At 59.3% G+C, this 21,491-nt stretch carries 18 protein-coding genes; 8 read left to right on the forward strand and 10 right to left on the reverse strand.

The genetic code is table 11. The features are described 5' to 3' along the window. Positions 1–107: 107 nt before the first annotated feature. Together AM571_RS31945 and AM571_RS31950 are read left to right on the forward strand one after the other, a co-directional pair. Positions 108–1,961: an ABC transporter ATP-binding protein gene (locus tag AM571_RS31945; RefSeq protein ID WP_074064944.1), complete on the forward strand. Its 1,854-nt coding sequence runs from the start codon at positions 108–110 to the stop codon at positions 1,959–1,961. A gap of 23 nt (positions 1,962–1,984) precedes the next feature. Then, positions 1,985–3,883 (forward strand): ABC transporter ATP-binding protein, encoded by a 1,899-nt coding sequence (locus tag AM571_RS31950; RefSeq protein ID WP_074064945.1) that lies wholly within the window; start codon positions 1,985–1,987, stop codon positions 3,881–3,883. A gap of 43 nt (positions 3,884–3,926) precedes the next feature. Here the strand turns inward: AM571_RS31950 and AM571_RS31955 are convergent, their stop codons facing one another. The 7 genes from AM571_RS31955 to AM571_RS31985 all read right to left on the reverse strand — a co-directional run bounded on the left by AM571_RS31955 (position 3,927) and on the right by AM571_RS31985 (position 11,251). After that, positions 3,927–4,988 (reverse strand): Gfo/Idh/MocA family protein, encoded by a 1,062-nt coding sequence (locus AM571_RS31955; protein ID WP_074064946.1) that lies wholly within the window; start codon positions 4,986–4,988, stop codon positions 3,927–3,929. Positions 4,989–5,101: 113 nt separating this feature from the next. Continuing rightward, positions 5,102–6,217, reverse strand: a complete 1,116-nt coding sequence (locus AM571_RS31960; protein WP_074064947.1) for a Gfo/Idh/MocA family protein — start codon at positions 6,215–6,217, stop codon at positions 5,102–5,104. 11 nt (positions 6,218–6,228) lie between these two features. After that, on the reverse strand, positions 6,229–7,014 hold the full coding sequence (locus AM571_RS31965) for a ThuA domain-containing protein (protein WP_074064948.1): 786 nt from the start codon (positions 7,012–7,014) through the stop codon (positions 6,229–6,231). Between the two features lie 65 nt (positions 7,015–7,079). Further along, complete coding sequence (locus tag AM571_RS31970) at positions 7,080–8,105, reverse strand: ABC transporter ATP-binding protein (protein ID WP_074064949.1); 1,026 nt, start codon at positions 8,103–8,105, stop codon at positions 7,080–7,082. A gap of 11 nt (positions 8,106–8,116) precedes the next feature. After that, positions 8,117–8,947 (reverse strand): carbohydrate ABC transporter permease, encoded by an 831-nt coding sequence (locus tag AM571_RS31975; protein ID WP_074064950.1) that lies wholly within the window; start codon positions 8,945–8,947, stop codon positions 8,117–8,119. After that, on the reverse strand, positions 8,947–9,933 hold the full coding sequence (locus AM571_RS31980) for a carbohydrate ABC transporter permease (RefSeq protein WP_074064951.1): 987 nt from the start codon (positions 9,931–9,933) through the stop codon (positions 8,947–8,949). The genes AM571_RS31975 and AM571_RS31980 overlap by 1 nt, the downstream gene beginning before the upstream one ends. 67 nt (positions 9,934–10,000) lie before the next feature. Beyond that, the gene (locus tag AM571_RS31985) at positions 10,001–11,251 is read right to left on the reverse strand and encodes an ABC transporter substrate-binding protein (RefSeq protein WP_420493407.1); all 1,251 of its coding nucleotides are present in this window, start codon (positions 11,249–11,251) and stop codon (positions 10,001–10,003) included. Between the two features lie 320 nt (positions 11,252–11,571). Here AM571_RS31985 and AM571_RS31990 point away from each other — a divergent pair, with 320 nt between their 5' ends. Both AM571_RS31990 and AM571_RS31995 read left to right on the forward strand, forming a co-directional pair. Then, complete coding sequence (locus AM571_RS31990; protein WP_074064953.1) at positions 11,572–12,588, forward strand: substrate-binding domain-containing protein; 1,017 nt, start codon at positions 11,572–11,574, stop codon at positions 12,586–12,588. A 190-nt stretch (positions 12,589–12,778) separates the two neighbouring features. Beyond that, positions 12,779–13,378, forward strand: a complete 600-nt coding sequence (locus AM571_RS31995; RefSeq protein ID WP_074064954.1) for a HupE/UreJ family protein — start codon at positions 12,779–12,781, stop codon at positions 13,376–13,378. A 77-nt stretch (positions 13,379–13,455) separates the two neighbouring features. On the opposite strand, the gene hppD is transcribed toward AM571_RS31995, so the two are convergent. Beyond that, positions 13,456–14,568, reverse strand: a complete 1,113-nt coding sequence (hppD, locus tag AM571_RS32000; protein ID WP_074064955.1) for a 4-hydroxyphenylpyruvate dioxygenase — start codon at positions 14,566–14,568, stop codon at positions 13,456–13,458. 128 nt (positions 14,569–14,696) lie between these two features. Here hppD and AM571_RS32005 point away from each other — a divergent pair, with 128 nt between their 5' ends. The 4 genes from AM571_RS32005 to AM571_RS32020 all read left to right on the forward strand — a co-directional run bounded on the left by AM571_RS32005 (position 14,697) and on the right by AM571_RS32020 (position 17,562). After that, positions 14,697–15,176, forward strand: coding sequence for an Lrp/AsnC family transcriptional regulator (locus tag AM571_RS32005; protein ID WP_074064956.1), 480 nt, complete (start codon positions 14,697–14,699; stop codon positions 15,174–15,176). A 317-nt stretch (positions 15,177–15,493) separates the two neighbouring features. Continuing rightward, on the forward strand, positions 15,494–16,480 hold the full coding sequence (gene nuoH, locus AM571_RS32010) for an NADH-quinone oxidoreductase subunit NuoH (protein WP_074064957.1): 987 nt from the start codon (positions 15,494–15,496) through the stop codon (positions 16,478–16,480). Positions 16,481–16,510: 30 nt separating this feature from the next. Beyond that, positions 16,511–17,077 (forward strand): NADH-quinone oxidoreductase subunit I, encoded by a 567-nt coding sequence (locus AM571_RS32015; RefSeq protein WP_074065702.1) that lies wholly within the window; start codon positions 16,511–16,513, stop codon positions 17,075–17,077. Between the two features lie 44 nt (positions 17,078–17,121). Beyond that, on the forward strand, positions 17,122–17,562 hold the full coding sequence (locus AM571_RS32020) for a CBS domain-containing protein (RefSeq protein WP_074065703.1): 441 nt from the start codon (positions 17,122–17,124) through the stop codon (positions 17,560–17,562). Here the strand turns inward: AM571_RS32020 and nuoG are convergent. Together nuoG and nuoF are read right to left on the reverse strand one after the other, a co-directional pair. Continuing rightward, on the reverse strand, positions 17,556–20,192 hold the full coding sequence (gene nuoG, locus AM571_RS32025; RefSeq protein WP_074064958.1) for an NADH-quinone oxidoreductase subunit NuoG: 2,637 nt from the start codon (positions 20,190–20,192) through the stop codon (positions 17,556–17,558). The genes AM571_RS32020 and nuoG overlap by 7 nt on opposite strands. Before the next feature lie 32 nt (positions 20,193–20,224). Then, positions 20,225–21,490 carry an NADH-quinone oxidoreductase subunit NuoF gene (nuoF, locus tag AM571_RS32030; protein ID WP_074064959.1) on the reverse strand — a complete coding sequence of 422 codons (1,266 nt, stop codon included), beginning with the start codon at positions 21,488–21,490 and terminating at the stop codon, positions 20,225–20,227. Between the last annotated feature and the right edge of the window lies 1 nt (position 21,491).

Here is a 21,491-nt window from a genome sequence, read left to right on the forward strand (position 1 = left end):
ACGCTCAGGTAGAATCGGCAAAACTGAGCACGCTAATCAATCCCTTCATGGAATCGCCGTCTTTTCGGGTCAGCGTCCGAACCCTACGTCTATCTGGAATCAATACCGTGAGCAGCGATGCGTCGATACGCGCGACGAAGCCTTCAGCTTCGCTTGCGCTTGTGAGTGCGGCAGGCTGGGGCAAGGGCCTTTATACGCTGGTCCGCATTACCGTCATGGCCTTTCGTCACCCTTGGCAAGCCGGTTTCGCCATCGGTGCAACCCTCGTAGCATCCACGTTCCAGCTGCTGATACCGCGCCTGCTCGGCCAGGCGGTCGACCAAACGCAGGTTGCATTGACCGGCGGAGCGGCCGGCCAGTTGGCGCAGGAGGCGCTGCTTGCGACGGCGCTGCTTTTACTCGGTGCCAGCGTGCTCCGCGGCGTCTTCACGATGGTTCAGAACTATTACAGCGAAAGCGTCGGCCACCATATGGGCTACGAGCTGCGGCTTGCCTGTTACGAGAAGATCCAGCGGCTCTCCTTCAGCTTTCACGACACGGTTCATTCGGGCGACCTGATCACTGTCGGACTGCTCGATCTCGAAGGCGTGCGAATGTATTTCTCGACAGCGCTTGTGCGCGTCTTCCTGCTTTCGATGCTGATCGGGATCGGTGCGTACATGCTGATCTCGACCGATGTGGTTCTTGGCCTGCTGGCTCTGAGCTTCGTGCCTTTCGTCGGCTGGCGTTCCTCAGTGACGCAGCTGCGGCTGCGTGCCACATGGCTCGATCTGCAGGAACGGCTTTCGGTGCTGACCCGCATCATGGAGGAAAATCTCGGCGGCATCCGTGTCGTCCGTGCCTTCGCTGCTCAAGACCATGAGCTCACCAAGTTCGAAAAGGCTTCGAAGAGCGCGCTGACGCTTGCGCACCAGCGTGTCGGTATTCGTGTTGCCAATACCAGCGCCATGACCTTTTCCTTCTTTGCTGCAATGGGCCTGGTGCTGTGGTTCGGAGGAGAAAAGGTAATGGCCGGCGACATCACCGTCGGCACGCTCGCCTCGTTCTTGACGTTCATGACCATCCTGCAAATGCCGGTGCGCCAACTCGGCCTGATGGTCAACGCCTTTGCCCGGGCATCGACATGCGGCACGCGCCTTTTCAATCTCCTCGACCTGGAGATCGCCATCCGCAATGCCCCGGATGCAAAGGAGCTGAAGGTATCCGATGGCACGCTTCGTTTCGAGAATGTCGACTTCGCTTATCCAGGCTCGGACATGCATCAGGTGCTTCGCGGCATTTCCTTCGAGGCCCGGCGTGGCGAAACGGTCGGCATCGTCGGCCCGCCAGGCAGCGGCAAATCGACGATCGCCCATTTGATCCCGCGCTTTTATGACGTGACGAAGGGCAGGATCATGATCGACGGGCAGGACATCCGCAAGGCGACACTGCAATCGCTTCGCCGTGCAGTTGCCGTCGTGCAGCAGGATTCCTTCCTGTTCACGACCACAATCGAAAACAATATCGCCTATGGCGACCCGTGGGCAAAGGAGCCGCGGATCGAGCGGGCCAGCGAGAGTGCGCAACTGCACAACTATGTTCTCGGCCTGCCGACAGGCTACGGAACGGTGGTGGGCGAACGCGGCGTTTCGCTGTCGGGCGGCCAACGCCAGCGCCTTTCGATCGCGCGCGCGCTGATGCTGAGGCCGGCGGTGATGGTGTTTGACGATTCGACGGCTGCCATCGACGCTGCCACCGAACAACGCATCCGCGCCGCCATGCGCAAATATGCCGCTGACCGCGTGACGATCATCGTCGCCCATCGGCTGAGTTCGCTGATGCATGCAGACCAGATCCTCTTCGTCGAGGACGGCTCAATCATCGAGCGCGGCACGCATGAGGAGTTGCTGGCCGCCGGCGGCCGGTACAAGGCACTTTACGACTTGCAGGTGCGGCCGGGCGACGACGCTTTGAGCGCGTAAGAAACCGGCGCAGGGAGGACTTTATGGCCGAGGAACTGGAAACCGAACGTTCCGACGTTCGCGAGGACGGACGCCGGCCGCCGCGGGCGGTGGTCGGCTCGCACCGCATCGAAGAGGAAATGTTCGGAAAGGCGTTCGACGGCAACATCGTCAAGCGCATCTGGGCCTTTGTCGAGCCGTACCGCACGCAAGTCATGTGGTCGCTCGTCGCCGTGCTCACCTTCACGGCAATGCAGCTGTTGATTCCCCTGATCATCCGCTACGCAATCGACCACGGCATGCAGCCGGGCGGGGATCGCTCCGCCCTCATTTATTCGATCATCGCTTTTGCGATTGCGATCCTGATCAATTATGCGGCGAGCTACGCCCAGGAGACGCTCGTCGGCAACGTCGCCGAGGAGGTGCTCTTCGACATTCGCAAGGCGATGTTCTCCCATCTCCAGCGGGTATCGCTTTCCTTCATGGACAAGACGGAGGTCGGACGGTTGATGTCGCGTCTTCAGGGCGACGTGAACTCCATGCAGGAATTTCTCGAGACCTCGGTGCTTTCCGTCGGCGATATCACCCTGCTCTTCGGCATCGTTTTCGTGATGCTCTATCTCGACTTCAGGCTTGGTCTTTTGACACTCTCCGTCCTGCCTGTCCTCTTCGTCGTCCGTCTCTTCTGGCTGCCGCTGGCGCGCAAGTCCTTCATGGCGGCGCACGAGACGAACTCCGTTGCAGCTGGTGCGCTTGCCGAGGCAATCCATGGCGTCCGTGCCGTGCAAAGCATGGATCGCCAGGGCGTCAATTTCACGCTCTATGACGACAAGGCGCACGCGAACCTCAAGACGCATCTGACGGCTGCCCGCTATGCACAGGTGATGGTACCGATCGTTGATTCCTTGACCGGCGTGGCAATGGCTCTCGTTATCGTCGTCGGCGGGGCGCGCGTGCTGAACCAGGCGCTCGATGTCGGGGTGCTCGTTGCCTTCCTCTTCTACATCCAGCGTTTTTTCGATCCGATACGCTCGCTGACGCTACAATATTCCGTCATGCAGCGCGCCATGGCTTCGGGTCAGAGATTGACGGAGGTTCTCGATGTTCCGGTGGAGATCAAGGATGCACCGAACGCCACGGCACTTTCGAAAGACATGGACGGTTCAGTCGAATTCCGCAACGTCGTCTTCGGCTACAATCCGAAGCACCCGGTGCTGAAGCAGGTGAGCTTCAAGGTGAATCCGGGCGAAACGGTCGCCATCGTCGGCCCGACCGGCTCGGGCAAATCGAGCTGTATGTCGTTGATCCACCGGTTTTACGATGTGCAGCAGGGGCAGGTATTGGTCGCAGGCCATGATGTACGCCAGTTGACGCAGGATTCACTCGGCGAGCAAATCGCCATGGTATTGCAGGAACCTTTCCTTTTCACCGGTACCGTCTTCGACAACATTCGCTATCACAAGACAGAGGCGACGCGCGAACAGGTTACCGAAGCCGCCAGGGCAGTAGGTGCCCACGACTTCATCATGCGCCTGCCCGAAGGTTACGACAGCGTGCTCGGCGAGCGCGGCGGCAACCTGTCGCTCGGCCAGCGGCAGCTGCTCAGTTTCGCTCGTGCGCTCGTTGCCGATGCAAAGATCCTGGTGCTCGATGAAGCGACGGCCAATATCGACAGCTACACGGAAATGCTGATCCAGAAGGCGCTGGTTAAGCTTCTCGAAAACCGCACCGGCCTCGTCATCGCCCACCGGTTGGCAACGATCCGGGAGGCCGACCGTATCATCGTCTTGCAAAATGGAGAGCTCATCGAAAGCGGCAACCACCGGCAGCTGATAACGAACGGTAAACTCTATTCGCGGCTCTACAATCTGAACTATGCCTCCTTCGACGATATTCCGGATGAGGCTCTGGAAGAGACCGCCGTCAGCAGTTCGGCGACGTGAACGAAACCTTCTAACGACGACGCTTTCCGGCAGCTTCCATGTGCTATTGTCCGCTTTGAGAGGCGGTAACCCGCGGGGACAGGTCTTCGGCCGAGGTGCGAGCGTGGTCGATGACCTCTTGCAGATTGGCGGCATGCCGGAAGGACGGCTCCTGCCCGACGCCAGTCCTGACGGCCTGGGCGAACCGCTCGAAGTTCGTCGCAACGGGTTCGACCTGCACCCGCCGCCAGATGGCCTTGTCAGCATCCGCCCCGGTACAGATTCTAAGCGTCGCGCCGTTCGGCGTGTCGGTGACTTCGATTGCCCCCCTGTCGCCGTGGACCCGCAGGCGCAGTTCGTTCAGGTGCCCGGTCGCCCAGCGGCTGGCATGGATGACGCCCAGAGCGCCATTCTGCAGCTCGGCCATCATCACGAAGCTGTCGTTGGCGTCGAGCTCGTACTCGCCAATCCTGTTACCCGGCACCTTTTCGAAGGTCTTCAGTTGCGCAGCCGCGGTCTTGATATCGCTTCCAGCCCCGTAGACCACGAAATCGAGAATATGAATGCCGATGTCCCCGAGAACGCCGTTCGACCCATGCCTGCTCGACAGACGCCAGAGCCATTGCGGCTGCGTCGCCCAGTCGCCCCAGGCCTTCGATACAAGCCAGCTCTGAAGGTAGGAAGCCTCGAAGTGCCGGATCTGACCGATGTCGCCGTTCAGCACCATTTGCCGAGCCTTCTGCAGCGGAGCGACATTGCGATAGGTTAGGTTCACCATCGTCATCTGCTTCGACCGCTCGGCAGCGTCGGCCATTTCCGCGGCCTGGGCGAAATTCTCCGCCAGCGGCTTTTCGCAAAAGACATGTTTGCCGGCTCTAAGCAGGGATAAGGTCGTGGCATAGTGGACGCGGTCTGGCGTGACATTGGTCGCTGCGTCGAATTCACCCCAGGCAAGCGCATCCTCCAGTGAATTGAAGGTGAGCGGAATATTGTGCCGGGCGGCAAAGGCACGCAGGCGCACATCATCACTATCGACGGCCGCGACGATTTCCACGTCTGCAATCTCAGAGAAACTCGTGGCATGGGTGTTCGCCCACCAGCCAGTGCCAAGTATGATCAGCTTCATTGTTGCCTCCTTCTGCTTGCGCCCGGCCCTCGCTCATGATTCACCAAGGCGGGACTTCCACGTCCGGCCATGCGGCTCTGCACCGGCCGCATGGGACTTTGTGCGGCAAGCGCTCAAACCGCGATCGGCAGCACCTCCACGTTGCCGGCGCCTTCTCCTCCGGGCGTCATGCCGACCTCCTCCGACAGCAGATTGAGCTCACGGCGCTCCTTTTCCGAGACGATCGCGAGATCGATGACCTTCTGCAGGTTGGCGGCATGACGGAAGTTCGGATCAAGCTGCTTGCCGGTGGCGACCGCTTCGACAAAACGCTGGTAGTTGGTTGGCACCGGAGCGACCTCGATGTCGGCCCAGCTCGCCGTCTCGATGTTTTCGCCAAGGCAGCCGCGCAGCTGCGAGCCGTTCGGCCGGTGAATGACCTCGAGGCTGCCCCGTTCACCGTAGATGCGAAGCTTCAGCTCATTGAGATGACCCGTCGCCCAGCGGGTCGCGTGAATGACGCCGAGCGCACCATTGGCGAAGTCGACAGACATCGTGAAGCTGTCGTTGGCATCGAGCAGATACTCGCCGATCTGGCCGCCTGGCGCCTTGTTGAAGGTCTTGAGCCGCGCAAAGACGTGGTCGATGTCGGTTGCCGCGCCATAGGCGGCGAAGTCGAGGATATGGATGCCGACATCGCCGAGCACACCGTTCGAACCGTGACCGGTCGAAAGCCGCCAGAGCCAGCGCGATTCCGTGCGCCAGTCCCCCCAGGCCCGCGACACCAGCCAGCTCTGCAGATAGGATGCTTCGACATGCTTGATGGTGCCGAGCTCGCCGGCAAGCACCATCTCGCGGGCGCGCTGCAGCGGCGCGACGTTGCGATAGGTGAGGTTGACCATGTTGATCACTCCGGCCGTTTCGGCGGCAGTCGTCATCTCCAGAGCGTCAGCGTAGTTTTCGGCCAGCGGCTTTTCGCAAAAAACGTGCTTGCCGGCAGCAATCAGCGCCATGGTCGTCGGATGATGGATTCGATCCGGCGTCACATTGGTGGCCGCATCGAAATCTCCCCAGGCAATTGCTTCCTCAAGCGCCAGGAAACGTTTCTCGATGTTGAAATGATCGGCGAATTCGGCAAGTCGTGCCGGATCGGTGTCGACGGCGCCGACGACCTCGACGCCATCAATCGATTTGAAATGACTGACCTGGCTCTTTGCCATCGAGCCTGTACCAAGAACAAGAAGCCTCATCCCTTGCCCCCTCAGCGGTAACCGGCTTCGCCGGCCTGATGCAGTTTCGGGCCGCGCTCCACAATCGGTTCGTGCGCCTTCTCCACCGGAACGTTCGGGGCATCGGTGATGGTCTTTAGGTCGCCCTGCGGATTATGAGCCCATTTGACAGCGTTGATCAGCACCTTGCGGATATTGGGGTCGTGATAGGTGGGATAGGTCTCGTGACCGGGGCGGAAATAGAAGATGTTGCCCGCCCCACGCCGCCAGGTCATCCCGGACCGGAACACCTCCCCGCCCTGGAACCAGGAGATGAACACTGTTTCCAGCGGCTCGGGAACCGAAAACTGTTCGCCGTACATCTCCTCGTTTTCCAGGACGAAGTTCTCTTCGAGGCCAGCAGTGATCGGATGACGCGGATTGATGGTCCACAGCCGCTCGCGTTCGCCCGCCTCGCGCCATTTCAGCGCGCAGGGTGTTCCCATCAGCCGCTTGAAGATCTTCGAAAAATGCCCGGAATGAAGCACCAGCAGGCCCATGCCTTCCCAGACCCGCTTGGCGACGCGTTCGACCACTTCGTCGGAGACTGCGCCATGATCCTTGTGGCCCCACCAGGTGAGGACATCGGTTTGGGCAAGCCGCGCTTGCGAAAGACCGTGCTCCGGCTCCTGCAGCGTCGCGGTCGTCGCGCTGATCGCCGGGTCGCTGTTCAGCGCAGCGGCGATCGTGGTGTGCATGCCTTCGGGGTAAATTTCCCTGACGACGGCATTGGTGTTCTCATGGATGTTTTCACCCCAGACAATGGTGCGAATAGGCACGGTGGTTACTCCTTGCGATGTGAAAAGGACCGAGCCTGGGAGGTGGATCGATCCTTGGTGGACAGTCAGGCAGCCCGCATGGATGGCTTTTCGAGCGCGCGGCCAGATTGATCAAAACGGTGTATGTGGCCGGCAGCTGGCGCAACCCCGAGCTTCTGGCCCGGCTCATGGCCGCAAACGCCGGTCTCGCGCACGATCAGCGGCTCATCTGCACCGATGTCCAGATAGACAAAGCTGTCGGAGCCGAGGATCTCCGAATGAATGACGGTTCCGTTCCAGACTGCCGGTTGCGGCGTGATCCGGATATGTTCCGCACGCACGCCAATCGTATGGGTATTATAGGGCTGCGCCAGGGCTCCGGACAGGAAATTCATCTTCGGCGATCCAATGAAGCCGGCAACGAAGATCGAATTCGGGCTCTCGTAAAGCTCAAGTGGCGTGCCGATCTGTTCGACAAGGCCGTCCCTCAACACGCAGATACGGTCGGCAAGCGTCATGGCCTCGACCTGGTCGTGTGTCACATAGATCATCGTCGTGTTGTGCATGCTGCGGTGCAGCTTGGCAATCTCCAGCCTTGTCGCAACGCGCAAGGCGGCGTCTAGGTTGGACAGCGGCTCATCGAAGAGGAAGACCTTGGGATCGCGAACGATCGCCCGGCCGATCGCGACGCGCTGACGCTGCCCGCCCGATAGCTGACGCGGCAGACGGTCCAGGTAGGGCGATAGCTGCAGCATGCCGGCGGCTTGTTCGACCCTCTGCCGGCATTCATCCTTCGTCCGTCCGGCAAGCTTCATGCCGAAGGCCATATTGTCGAAAACCGTCATATGTGGATAGAGCGCGTAGGACTGGAACACCATGGCGATCCCTCGCTTCGACGGCGCACGCTGGTTTACCACCTGATCGTCGAAGGAGAGCGTGCCGGACGTAATGTCCTCAAGGCCCGAGATGAGACGCAGCAGCGTGGATTTGCCGCATCCGGAGGGGCCGACGAAGACCATGAACTCGCCGCGGCGGATGTCCATCGTCACGCCCTTGATGACCTCGAAGGCACCGAAGCTCTTGCGGATATTATCTAGGCGGATCTGTGCCACTGTCTGCTCCCTCAACCCTTAACGCCGCCGGCGGTCAGTCCCGAGATGATCCGGCGCTGGAATATCAAGACGAGGACAACAACTGGCACGGTGACGATGACCGACGCCGCCATGATGTTGCCCCAAGGAATTTCAAATTGACTGCCGCCCGAAAGCAGCGCAATGGCAACCGGCACGGTGCGCTGCGCATTCGATGATGTGAAGGTCAGCGCGAAGAGGAATTCGTTCCATGCGGTGATGAAGGCAAGCAGGCCGGTTGTCACGAGCGCCGGCCACATGAGCGGCATGAAGACCTGGGTGATGATGACCCAAGGCGAAGCACCGTCGACGATGGCGGCCTCCTCGATCTCGATCGGCAGGTCGCGCATGAAGGTCGTCAGTACCCACACGGTGAACGGCAGCGTGAAGATCATGTACGAAAAAATCAGCGCGAAAGGCGTGTTGAAGATGCCGATCCACCGAATGAGCTCGAAAAGGCCTGCAAGCACTGCGATCTGCGGGAACATCGACACTGAAAGGATCGTCAGCATCAGCAGCGCCCGGCCGCGGAAATTCACTCGCGCCAGGGCGAATGATGCGGTGATTGCAAGCAGCAGCGACGCGGCAACCACGATCAAGGCAATCATTATGGAATTTCCAAGGCTTCGGACGAAACCGCCCTGGTTCATCACCGATGTGTAATTTCCGAATGAAATCGAACGCGGCCAGTAATTGACTTCGAAAAGCGCCGTGCCGGTTTTGAGACTCGTGAGGATCGCGTAGTAGAAGGGGAAAACGGCAAGAAGGACGATCACTGCGACGAGCAGGTAGAGAAGCGTGTTCTTCGTGAGCTGCAAGAGCATCAACGTTCCTCCCCACCGAGTTTGACGCGCCCGAACCAGATGTAGAGTACGGTGACGGACGCGATGATGAGGAAGAGAACCGTCGAAGCGGTGGCGCCATAGGCGAACTTGTCAAAGTCGAACAGGTTCTCACGCGCCATGACCGACATGGTCTTGGTCTGGGCATTGTTGGGCGTCAGCACATAAATCAGATCAAATATGCGCATCGCATCCAGCATCCGGAAGATCACGGCGACCATAATGGCCGGCCGGATCAGCGGCAGCGTCAGCCGCCAGAAGACCTTGACAGGATTGACCCCGTCTATCCTGGCGGCCTCGTAGATGTCGCCAGGTACCATCTGCAGTCCGGCAAGGATCAGAAGCGCCATGAAGGGCGTCGTCTTCCAGACGTCGACGATCAGAACCGCAATCATTGCCGTTTCCGGATTGGCAGTCCAGGCGATCTTTTCGCTGATGAGGCCGACGCCAAGGAGGATATCGTTCAAAATGCCGAACTGGTCGTTGAGCATCCAGGCCCACATTTTTGCCGAAACGATTGTCGGAATTGCCCAGGGAATAAGGATTGCAGCGCGTACAATGCCGCGCCCGGCAAACTGTGCGTTCAGGACCAGCGCAACGATAAGGCCAAGGGCCGTCTCGGTCATGACCGAAACGAGCGTGAATTTGGCGGTGTTCCAGACGGCGCTCCACCAGACGGGATCGGCAAGGAGCCCACGATAGATGGTTCGCCCGCTCTTCAGCGTGACCCAGGACAGATAATTGCCAAAACCGATGAATTGCGCATTGCCAAGATCGGTCAGCGACGCGTTCGTGAAGCTGAAATAAATTGTTCTGAACAGCGGCCACCCGGCCACCACAGCCAATATAAAGAGCGTCGGCGCCAGAAACAGCCATGCCGACCTGACACGCTCGAAGCGTAATTCGCTCGTTGACCTCAAAGCGGAGGCTGGCGGTTTGAGCGCTTGTGAAACTGTGATTTCGCTCATGAAAGGCAATCCGTGCTTGAGACATCTGTGGACGGACCGGCGGCTGGTCGGCCGCCGGTCCCGTTCATCACCAGCTATCGCCTTTAAGCGTCGTCAGGTCAGCCTCGAGAAGCTCAAGGTTCTCGGCCGCAGTTCCGTTGCCGGACAGCGTGTTGTGTACTGCCGTCCAAAACCTCGACGACACTTCGTTGTACTTCACCTTGGCTGTCGCCGAAGGACGCGGCACGGCATCCTGGAAGATCGGCTTCCACTCCGGCATGAAAGGCTGCGCGGCAGCGACATCCTTGTCGTCGTAAAGCGCCACCAGGGTCGGCAGATTGGAAAGTTCGATGGCACGTGCCTTTTGGACGTCTTTCGAGGCCAGGAACTTGACGAGCTCAATTGCCGCCTGCTGCTCGTCTGAATATTTCGAAACTGCGAGATTCCAGCCGCCGAGCGCTGAAGACGGCTTGTCGCCGAGCGCAGCGACGGGAAGCGTCGTTACCTCGAACTTGCCCTTCACCGCGCTATCAGCGCCATTGCCGAGCGAATAGGCATAGGGCCAGTTGCGCATGAAGACGGCATTCCCGGTCTGCCAGACGCCGCGTGACTCCTCTTCCTGATAAGCGAGCACGCCTGGCGGCGAGATGGTGCCGACCCAGCCCTTGGCACGGTCGATTGCCGCTGCTGCCTTTTCATTGTTGATCGAGATCGTGCCGTCCGGCTCGACGATCTGTCCGCCGCCGGAGGATTTCACCCATTCCAGCGCATTGCATGTGAGGCCCTCATAGGAATTGCCCTGGAAAACGAAGCCCCACATGTCCTTTTGACCGGCCGCGCGTTCCTTTTCCTGGATCTCCTTGGCAGTTCCGGCAAGCTCGTCCCACGTCTTAGGCGACTGCTTGCCGTATTTCTCAAGCAGGTCCCGACGATAATACAGCGCCGGCGCATCGGTATACATCGGCAGCGCCACGAGACGGTCGTTGACCGTCTGCGATGCGATGATCGAGGGAAAGAACTGCTCGACGACGTCCTTGGCAGCCTCCTTCAGATCCACGAACTGATCGGCAAGCTGCGGTGCCCAGATGACGTCGGTCTGATAGACATCGACGTCCTTGTTGCCGGCGGCAAGCCAAAGACGGTACTGCGAGAACTGTTCAGAACTCGACGATGGCATGCTCACGATATTGACCTTGTGGCCCGTCTTCTCTTCGAAGACGGCAAATTGCTTGCGGAAGAACTCGAGGTTCTTTCCCGTCGAATTCGCCGCGAAGGAAAGCTCGGCCGCAGTTGCAAGATTCAAGGTGGAGATCATACCCACCGCCGAAACGGCGGCCATCAAACGATATTTCATGTCAATCCTCCCATTGCCAGATGAAATAATTGAAATCGATTTGGTTAAACGGAACATCGCAAAAGTTTTTTCAACCGTCAAGGGCGAGATCCCGGAGATCCACAAGCTCCAATATTCTTGTTTTTATGTCGCTATATCAATCATTTAAAGTATTCTCTTCGACCGACCTGGCAATTGATTGTTCCTGTTCATGGCATCAAAATTATTGAAAACGATTTCAAATACCCGCGGCCAGTGGTAGACGAGATTGCCGAGCGTTCAACAATCGGTCATTGATCCGCCAGGATCCAACCAAACGTGTTCGAATGAAGCTCAAGGAATTCGCAAAACAAGTCGGTCTATCGCCGACAACTGTAAGCCGAGCGCTGAGCGGCTATCCGGAGGTAAGCGAAACGACCCGCGCACGTGTCGTTGCCGAAGCCCTGAGGCTTGGCTACCGGCCTGACGTCAACGCCGTCCGGCTGAAGACCGGCCGCGTTGGCGCGATCGGGGTCATTATGGGACGCTCCGGTGAATTCCACTTCGCCGAATTCATGGCCGGCATGGCGGAGAGACTGGCCTCGGAGGATACTGACATCCTGGTGATCCCGATGGCCGATCGCGATCTTAACGAGGAGATGCAGACCTATAGACGGCTTGCCGAAAGCCGGCGCGTCGATGCAATTATCGTCCACTCTCCGAAACCGAACGACCCGCGCATCGAGCTTCTGGACAGGCTCGGAATTCCTTTCTTCGTGCACGGGCGATCCGATATCGCCGTTCCCCATGCATGGCTGGACATCGACAATGAAGGGGCAATAAGGCGGTCGACGGAGCATCTTCTCGACCTCGGCCACCGCAGAATCGCGATGATCAACGGCCGCAAAGGACTGACCTACTCCATTGACCGTGATATCGGCTTCCGTAAGGCATTCGAGGGGCGGGCTGTTGAGCAGGACACTCAGCTGATCGCCCACGACACCTTCACCGACGAGCTCGGCTTCAGGCATGCCCGTTTTTTTCTGGAAAGTTCTAATCCGCCGACGGCCATCGTGGCCGGTTCGATGATGACAGCACTCGGCGTCTATCGCGCCGTGCGTTCTCTCGGCCTCGCTATCGGCGAGGACGTCTCCGTCATCGCCCATGACGACGTTTTTCCCTACCTGACGGCGGAGAACATGGCACCCTCACTTTCGGCAAGCCGATCATCGATGAGAGCAGCAGGCGCAAGATGCGCCGACTTGACCTTGCAACTTTTAGCGGGACGCTCGGTTTCGGATATTCATGAATTATGGCCCGTCGAGCTCAACTTGCGGGAATCGACGCGTCCTGCGAGGCGATGAGCGACGGTTGACAGGCAATTGCACATGCCGCAAGTACACGACAGATAAACTATTGAAATACAGTCACATTCGAGATTTTTTTCGTTGACCTTTCCCGCCTCTTTCCCATAGCATTGCCCGACCGTTATCACCGTGCTTACGGATCCCGGCGCCGGCAACGACATTCTGCAACTCAATGGGGAATTGATTAATGAAATCAGCATCTAAGAGCGGCCTTTTCGCATTGGTCGCAACAGCGTTTCCGGCCGCCGCCTATGCCCATCCAGCCGCCGGCGAAGCAGCAGGGTTCGTGCATGGATTCACCCATCCCATATCGGGTATCGACCATGTCCTTGCGATGATCATGGTTGGCGTCTTTGCCTATCAGCTTGGCGGTCGCGCAACCTGGCTTGTCCCGACAACCTTCCTGCTTATTATGGCCGTCGGCGGCGCTGTCGGTGTTGTGGGTATCGATATCCCCTTTGTTGAGGCAGGTATCGCGTTATCGGTCGCCCTTCTCGGCGCGATCGTTGCGTTCAACGTCAAGGCTCCAGCAGCCATTGCGATGGCCGTGGTGGGGCTGTTTGCGACCTTCCATGGCCATGCCCACGGCACCGAAATGCCGGAACATGCGGCGGGCGCTGCTTATGGAGGAGGTTTTTTGATCGCGACCGCTCTTCTACACGCTGTCGGGCTAGGGCTTGGCTGCGGGATCGGCCGCATCGGCGAACGCAGAGGCTTCATCGTCACACGCCTTGCCGGCGGTTTTGCCGCTGCAGCAGGCCTCGGCATCCTCGCCGGCATGATATAATCTTTCGACAAACAGCACAGATGCAAAAGCGGCGATCGGTCAATCGCCGCTCCTGACCTTGTCAACAGCTGTTCTGGTTATTCGGCAGCCGTCGGGCGCAGCGCACCGCGCCGGATCTGATCAGCCTCGATCGATTCGAACAAAGCGCGGAAGTTCCCTTCGCCGAAGCCTTCGTCGCCCTTGCGCTGAATGAACTCAAAGAAAATCGGTCCGATGACTGTTCGCGAGAAAATCTGCAGCAGGATGCGGGTCGTGCCGCCATCCAAGACGCCTTCTCCGTCGATCAAAATGCCATGTTCTTTCATCCGCTCGATCGGCTCCTCATGGCCGTGCACGCGCTCATGCGAGAGTTCGTAATAGGTATCGGGCGGCCCGGGCATGAATTTCAGGCCGTTTTCGGCGAGTTTGTCCGTCGCGTCATAGATTGCCTCCGTACCAACGGCGATATGCTGAATGCCCTCGCCCTTGTACTTGCGCAGATATTCCTCGATCTGGCTGGTATCGTCCTTCGACTCGTTCAGCGGGATACGAATCTTGCCGCAAGGAGATGTAATCGCCCGGCTCACCAGCCCGGTAATGCGGCCGTCGATATTGAAGAAATGGATCTGGCGGAAACCGAAGAGCTCGCGATAGAAATCCCACCACTTGTCCATATTGCCGCGATAGACATTGTGGGTCAGATGATCGAGGTAGTAAAAGCCAACGCCTTTCGGCTTCGGGTCGCGTTCACCCAGCCATTCGAACTCTGCATCATAGGGCGAGCCCTTCTCTCCGTAAGTTTCGACAAAATAGAGCAGCGAGCCACCGATGCCGACGACGGCCGGGATATCGAGGGCTTTGTCCTTGCTTTCATAGGGCGTCGCGCCTTTTGAAACCGCGTGGTCGAAGGCATGTTTTGCGTCGGCGACACGCCAGGCCATCGAGGGCGCACACGGGCCGTGTTCGGCGACAAAGCGCATGGCGTGGGTGGAAGGCTCGGCATTGAGCAGATAGTTGATGTCGCCCTGGCGCCAGACGGTAACGTCCTTTGTCCGGTGCTTGGCGACGCAACTGTAGCCCATGCGCATAAAAAGCTCGCGCAGTTTTTCCGGCTCCGGATGGGCGAATTCGACAAATTCGAAACCGTCAGTGCCGGCCGGATTGTCGGCAGTGATGCCTGTCGGCGGCGCGTCGTGCGGATAAGGGCCCATCATTCTCTCCTCCAAAACAGGATCCTGGAGACATTATGACGGGATTCTCACGCATAGTGCTTGCATTCATGCGCCGTTTTGGCAAATCAATACACGTTTCATGCATAAAGATGGGAGAACGCGCACAAATGGAACAGATCGACAGATATGACCTGAAGATCCTTGCCCAGTTGCAAGGCGACGGCCGCCTGACCAACAACGAGCTCTCCGAACTGATCGCGCTCTCGCCATCGCAATGTTCGCGCCGCAGGGCACGGCTTGAGGCCGAGGGTTTTATCCACGGCTATCGTGCCGTGCTCGATCGCGGCAGGCTGGGGCTCGACCTCATGGTCGTCATCGCCGTAACCCTTGCCACCCACAACCGCGACAACGCCAAGCGCTTCGCAGCTCTGATTGCGGACCTGCCGGAGGTGCTGGAGTGTTATGCCCTGACCGGCGAAATGGATTATCACCTCAAGGTCGTGACGCCTGATCTTGCCGGACTTTCCCGCTTCGTCAACGACGTGCTCCTGCCGCACGACAGCGTTCAGCACGTCAAGACGTCGATCGTACTCGCAACGCTCAAGGACTTTCAGGGATTGCCGGTCCACCAGCGCAGTAGGCCGTAGGCCCGGTTTAAAGGCTTCTCGTCATTCCGATCTTTTTGAAATTCCAGCGACAGATTTGTTCGCCTCGATTCCAGCCAGTTTCCGTTCCCTCGCAAAAGGCCGGACCTGAAAAACTCTGCCTGTCATCGACCTTGGTCGTTTACAGAAAATCCTGTTCAAAGCAGTTCCTGCCATCTTGAGGCAGACTTGATTTCCGCTTTGCAAGTGGCGCGTCGCCGCTGTACCTTATCAAGCAGATAACTGCGCAAGTCCTCAGTTCAAAGCCCGGGCCAAAGTCCGGTCGCGCGTTTCAACCGATGAATAAGTAGCCGCCGATCATGGACCTTATCGTCGCCCTCGGTCTGATCATCTTCAAGGTCGCATTTCTGATCGCGATCCTGCTACTGCTGCCCTTGCCGCTGACCTGGCTGGAACGCAAGATCGCCGGGCACATCCAGCAGCGGTTGGGGCCAATGCGCGTCGGCTGGCACGGGCTGCTGCAGCCAGTGGCGGACGGAATCAAGCTTTTGACCAAGGAAGACCACATCCCAGACGAGGCCGACCGTTTTCTGTTCAAGCTGGCACCAATCCTGGCGCTCGCCCCACCATTCGTGGTGTTTGTCGCGATCCCGTTCGGCGAAACCGTCTCGGTGTTGGGTGCCGAGATCACGCTCTACGTCTCCAACATGAATGTGGCACTGCTTTTCGTGTTCGCCGTCATCGGCATTGAGGTCTATGGGGTCATCTTCGGCGGATGGGCCGCCAACAGCAAATACGCTGTTCTGGGCAGTCTCAGGACTTGCGCGCAGATGATCAGCTATGAGATTCCGATGGGGTTTGCGGTCATTGGCGTGGTCATGTTGGCGCAATCCATGAGCCTGCTCGAAATCGTACGGGCGCAGGCCGATGTCTGGAATATCGTTTACCAACCGATCGGCTTCCTGGTGTTCTTCGTTGCCGGACTGGCCGAGGCTCAGCGCATTCCCTTCGACCTTTCGGAAGCGGAAGGTGATCTGGGGGCTGGATTCCATACCGAATACAGCGGTATCCGCTTTGCGTTTTTCATGATCAGTGAATATGCCGTCGTCTTGCTGGTGTCGGTGCTGGTGGTGATCCTGTTCTTCGGCGGCTGGAACGGCGTGCTGATCCCCTTGCCACCGCTGCTTTGGTTTCTGCTGAAGGTCGCTTTCTTCGTCTATTTGTTTATCTGGTTCCGTTTCACTTTCCCCCGCTACCGCTACGACCAACTGATGGCGATCGGATGGAAAGTCTTGCTTCCTTTATCGATGGCGAACATAATCATTACCGGAATTGTTTTTTCTTAGGGGCCGCGGTGGCTCTGAAGCGGGGCGATGATGTCGCGCGCGCAAGACAGAATTGGGACATGGATCGGCTGGGCATTCTTCGCCGATCTGGCGAGAGCCTTGGCTGTGACTTTCGGCTACATGTTCGCCAGATCCGTCACCATGCAATATCCGGACAAGGAAAAATGGTTGCCTTACCCGCGCTACCGCGGGCATCACTTCTTGAAGCGCGACGAACTGGGCGAGATCAAATGCGTGGCCTGCGAACTCTGCGCCCGAATTTGTCCCTGTGACTGCATCGAAGTCATCCCCTACGAGGACGAGAAGGGCAACCGGCACCCGGCAAAATTCGAGATCGACACGGCCCGCTGCCTATTTTGCGGGCTATGCGAGGACGCCTGTCCGGCAGACGCGATCGCGCTTGGCCAACAATACGAGTTTTCGAGCTTTTCCTCGCGCGACTTGGTGATCGGGCGCGACGATCTGCTCGACAAACCGGGCAAGGCGGCAACCGGTGGCGGCGTAGTTGCCGCGCGCCTGAACACGGAGAAGGATGTGCTCGTCGAAACCAAAGAGACGCAGGGCTACAACTGGTGGCGGAATATACGGCGAACGTGAAGACGCGCCAGCTGTCAAACAATGCGCTCGCAAAGGAGGCTCAGATGTTTGTCGGCGAAATCATGAAGAACAAGGGTGTCGGTGTCATCGCGGTCGATCGCGATCAGACGATGGTGGAAGTCCTGAGGCTGTTTCGCGAAAACAATATAGGCTTCGTCGTCGTCGGCCAGTCAGACGGCGAATACCTTGGTAGCTTGTCGGAACGGGACTGCTGCAATGCCATTGCCGAATACGGGGCCGCGGCGGCGATGATGCGAGCCGCCGACATCATGAACCGCAATGTAGCAACCTGTTCCACCCGGGATTTGCTGCCGGTCGCGATGGGTATCATGACACGGCGGCGTACGCGTCATGTCCTGGTCATGGATGGGGACAATGTCGTCGGCGTGGTCAGCATCGGCGATGTGGTCAAACACAGGCTCGACGAAGCGCAGCGCACGGAGCAGGATCTGCAGGATTACATCTGCGGAACCAGATATCACTGACCAAGGTGCGATTGAGGGTCGTCGGGCAAGTCACCGCCCATGCCTTGGTGTCGATCCTCAGGGCTCGACGTAGAACCGGTGAGAGGGGCGACGGACGTTTTGAGTTTGTAGACCTCGACCGGACATGGATATACACCTCGACGCATCAGTCTGTTGAGGCGTAGGGCCCTATAGTTTTCAGGGATGAATACGAGGCCCTTGGGAAAGCGCCGGTTGACCTTGAGCTTCGCCGTCAATTCTCCCAGAGCCGATCGCACGACCACCTGATCGCCATGCGAAAAACCAAGTTGGGCGGCATCCTGCGCGCTCATCTCGACATAGGGGTCGTCAGCGACGGTATTCAGGATCTCCGAGCGTTCGGAAAGATATCCGTTGTGGAACAGGCAGTTGCCGGTAATCAGCATGAGTCCGCCGGCTGTTTGAGCAACCAACGGCGGCGCGAAAAACGCACCAGACGGTTGGAACGGGACCGCCTTGGTGAACGCGCCGTCAGCGCCAAGCCCATCCTGCGTCAATCCCTGATAGGCCGGAACCTGCCGGGCGATCTCGTCGAATATTCCGCCTTCCGTCGAAGGCTGCAGCATCTTGCTGCGCAGCGCTGCGACGAAGTCGAAAATCGCCAGATTGCCTCTTGCCTCGAAGGCGGGTTCGCGAAATTTGCGGATCTTCTGGATCCGACCCTCGTTGTTGGTGAAGGTCCCCGATTCCTCGCCGTAGCCTGCCGCGGGCAGAACTACCTCGGCCAGTCCTGCCGTATCGGTTAGGAAGGTATCCTGCACGATCAGGAGATCGGCGGCGCCAAGCGCCCGCATGACGAAATCCCTGTCGGGGTAGGCGATCAGGGGGTCTGCTCCGGCAAGGTAGAGCGCGCCCATCCCGCCACCGAGGCAGAGCTCCAGAATGGCGTCGAGTCCCGCGCCGGATTGAGGGGCGATTTCGGTCCGCCAGTTCCGTGCAAGGGTTGTACGGGCCGTATCATGGCTGAGCGTCCACGATCCCGGCAAATCAGCAGGCAAAACTCCCATGTCCCAGGCGCCCAGCTGGTTGGCACGGTCAAAGAGGAACTGCATTGCCGGGCCCTTGCCGAGCAGGCGCAGAACCTGCAGTAGGTTGTTGAGCTGCTGCAGCGTCTGGCGCGCTGCGGATGCTCTCAAGAGCTCGACGCTGACAAGCACAGAGACGCTTCGGCTTTCCTTGAGCGCGCTGGCCAGACGACTGGGTCCGTCGCGACCGGTATCGACCGGCGGCCTGCCGACCGTCGCTTCGATGTCCGCCAAAGCCTCGCCCGGCAAGGCGTGACCTGCCGCCGCCACGAGCCCGGCAACAACCGCCGCAAGAGCGGCCGTTTCTCCGCCCGGCGGCACGCGAACCACAGCGCAGGCATCGGCCTCCAGACGGGAGGGCCGCGCCGAAAGCATGAGCAATGCGGTCTGCCGCCGTCGGGCGCCGTCCCGCAGCAGGTATTCGGTGACCGGGTTCTCCTCGGTCACGTTGCCGCCGACGACAAACACGCAGTCGTTGGCGATCACCTCGTCCAGTGGTGCGCGGCTGTAGAAGGCTGCCAGTAATGGCCCGAGCGTATCGAAGGGTACGGACCAGCGCGACGAGCAATCAATGTTGTTGGTCCGGAATACCGTCCGCATCAGCTTCTGGAACTGATAGAGCACCTCGTTGGGCAGGCGCGGCGAGGCCAGCCCCGCTGCGGCCTTGTCCTCGACAGCCGAAAGCCGCCGGCCCAGATAGTCCGCCGCTTCGTCCCAGGAAACCGGAGCCAGAGCGCCATTGCGACGGATCATCGGCCGCTCGATCCGGTCCCTGCCCGAGACGAAATCGAGACCGAAGCGTCCCCGCACGCAAAGCGTTTCGTGGTTGACCCCTTCGTCCCATTTCGAGCGCACCCGCATAAACTCTCCCTTGCGTGTGCCCACCGTCAGTTGGCAACCGGTGCCGCAATGCGGGCAGACCGTGTCGGTCTCTACCAGATCCCAGGGCCGCGCCTTGTAACGGTAGGGAAAGCTCATCAGAGCGCCGACCGGGCAGACCTCGATGCAATTGCCGCACTGATCGCAACTCGCAAGGCTACCCTCGAACCCGGTGACGGCCGTATCCATGCCTTTTTCGACTGTGCCAAGTGCGACCGCGCCGACCACCTCCTCACACATCCGCACGCAACGCTGGCACTGGATGCAGCGATTGACGTTCATGATGACGACCGGGCTGAGACGGAGATCTTCGGAGTGGAATACGCGCTTGGGGTCGTGGAACTCGCTTTTGCGGGGCCCGTATGCCATCACCATGTCCTGAAGCTCGCATTCGCCGCCCTTGTCGCAGATCGGGCAGTCGAGTGGGTGGTTCGCAAGCAGCATGTCGAGCATCGAAGACCGTGTTTCGTCGATCATCGGCGTATTCGTCCGCACGACCATGCCTTCGGTGACGGTGGTGGCGCAAGACGGCTGCAGCCGCCGCAACCCGTCAATCTCCACCAGGCACATGCGGCAGGAGGCCAGCGGCGGCAGCCGCTTCCAGTAACAGAAGGTCGGAATCGCGATTCCCAAACGCTCGGCCGCCATGAGCACCGTGGAGCCAGCCTCGACCTCGAGCGCTTGTCCGTCGATTGTAACGCTAACCATGCTTCCTCCAAGCCCGCCTTAAAGACACGCTCTCAGTGAAACGGGCACCTCCGCTCCTCGATATGGGCGACGAACTCGTCACGGAAATGCTTAAGCGCCGCCCGCAATCCCATCGCGGCACCGTCACCCAAGGCACAAAACGTATTGCCGAAAATGCCCTTGCAAAGCATCTCCAGCTGCTCCAGATCGCCAGGTTCGCCTTCCCCGGTCTCAATGCGACGCAATACTTTTACGGCCCAGTTCAACCCTTCCCGGCACGGCGTACACTTGCCGCAGGACTCGTGATGGAAGAACTCGACGATCCTGGTGGAGACCTTGACCATGCAGGTCGAGTCGTCGATTACGACAACGCCGGCCGAGCCAAGCATCGAGCCGGCGGCAGCAAGCGAGTCGAAATCCATCCCGACCTCCAGCCCGTCCTCAGGTATGACCGGGGCCGAAACCCCGCCCGGAATTACAGCCTTGATCCTGCGTCCCGGTAACGGACCGCCAGCATGCTCCTCGACCAGTTCGCGCAACGCTATGCCCATCGGCAACTCGTAAAGGCCGGGTTTGCGCACCTGCCCGCTCAGGCAGTAGAGCTTCGGGCCGGGGCTCCGATCCGGACCGATCCCCCGAAACCAGGCGGGCCCGCGCATTACAATATGCGGCACGCAAGCAAGCGTCTCGACGTTGTTGATGACGGTGGGGCTGGAGTAGAGCCCGGCCACGGCGGGAAACGGCGGTTTCAATCGCGGCTGGGCCCGTTTGCCCTCGAGCGACTCGAGCATCGCGGTCTCCTCGCCGCAGATATAGGCGCCGGCGCCGCAGTGAACGTGCACGGTGAACTTGAAATCAGAGCCTAGGACGTTGGCTCCGATATAGGACTTTTCGCGAGCCTGAGCGATCGCTTGCTCCAGGCGGCGTATCGCCGTCACATATTCTCCCCGGATGTAGACATAGGCGGTGTCGGCACCGATTGCGTAGGCGCTTAGCGCCAGGCCCTCGATGAGCTGGTGAGGATCGCGCTCCATGATAATCCGGTCCTTGAAGGTTCCGGGTTCGCCCTCATCAGCGTTGCAGCACAGATATTTCGGCTTTCCGGCCTGCTTCGGCACGAAGCTCCATTTCAGGCCCGTCGGGAACCCGGCCCCGCCGCGGCCGCGCAGGTTGGACTGTTTGACAAGTTCGATGACATCGTCCGGCGAATACTCGCGAAGCGCCTTGGCAAGCGCCTGATAGCCGCCGCCGGCCTCATATGTCGACAGCAAATGACTGTCTGGGACGTCGATATTCTTGAGAAGAACCGGTTCGAACATG

This window comes from Rhizobium etli 8C-3, from assembly GCF_001908375.1.
GTDB lineage: Bacteria > Pseudomonadota > Alphaproteobacteria > Rhizobiales > Rhizobiaceae > Rhizobium > Rhizobium etli_B.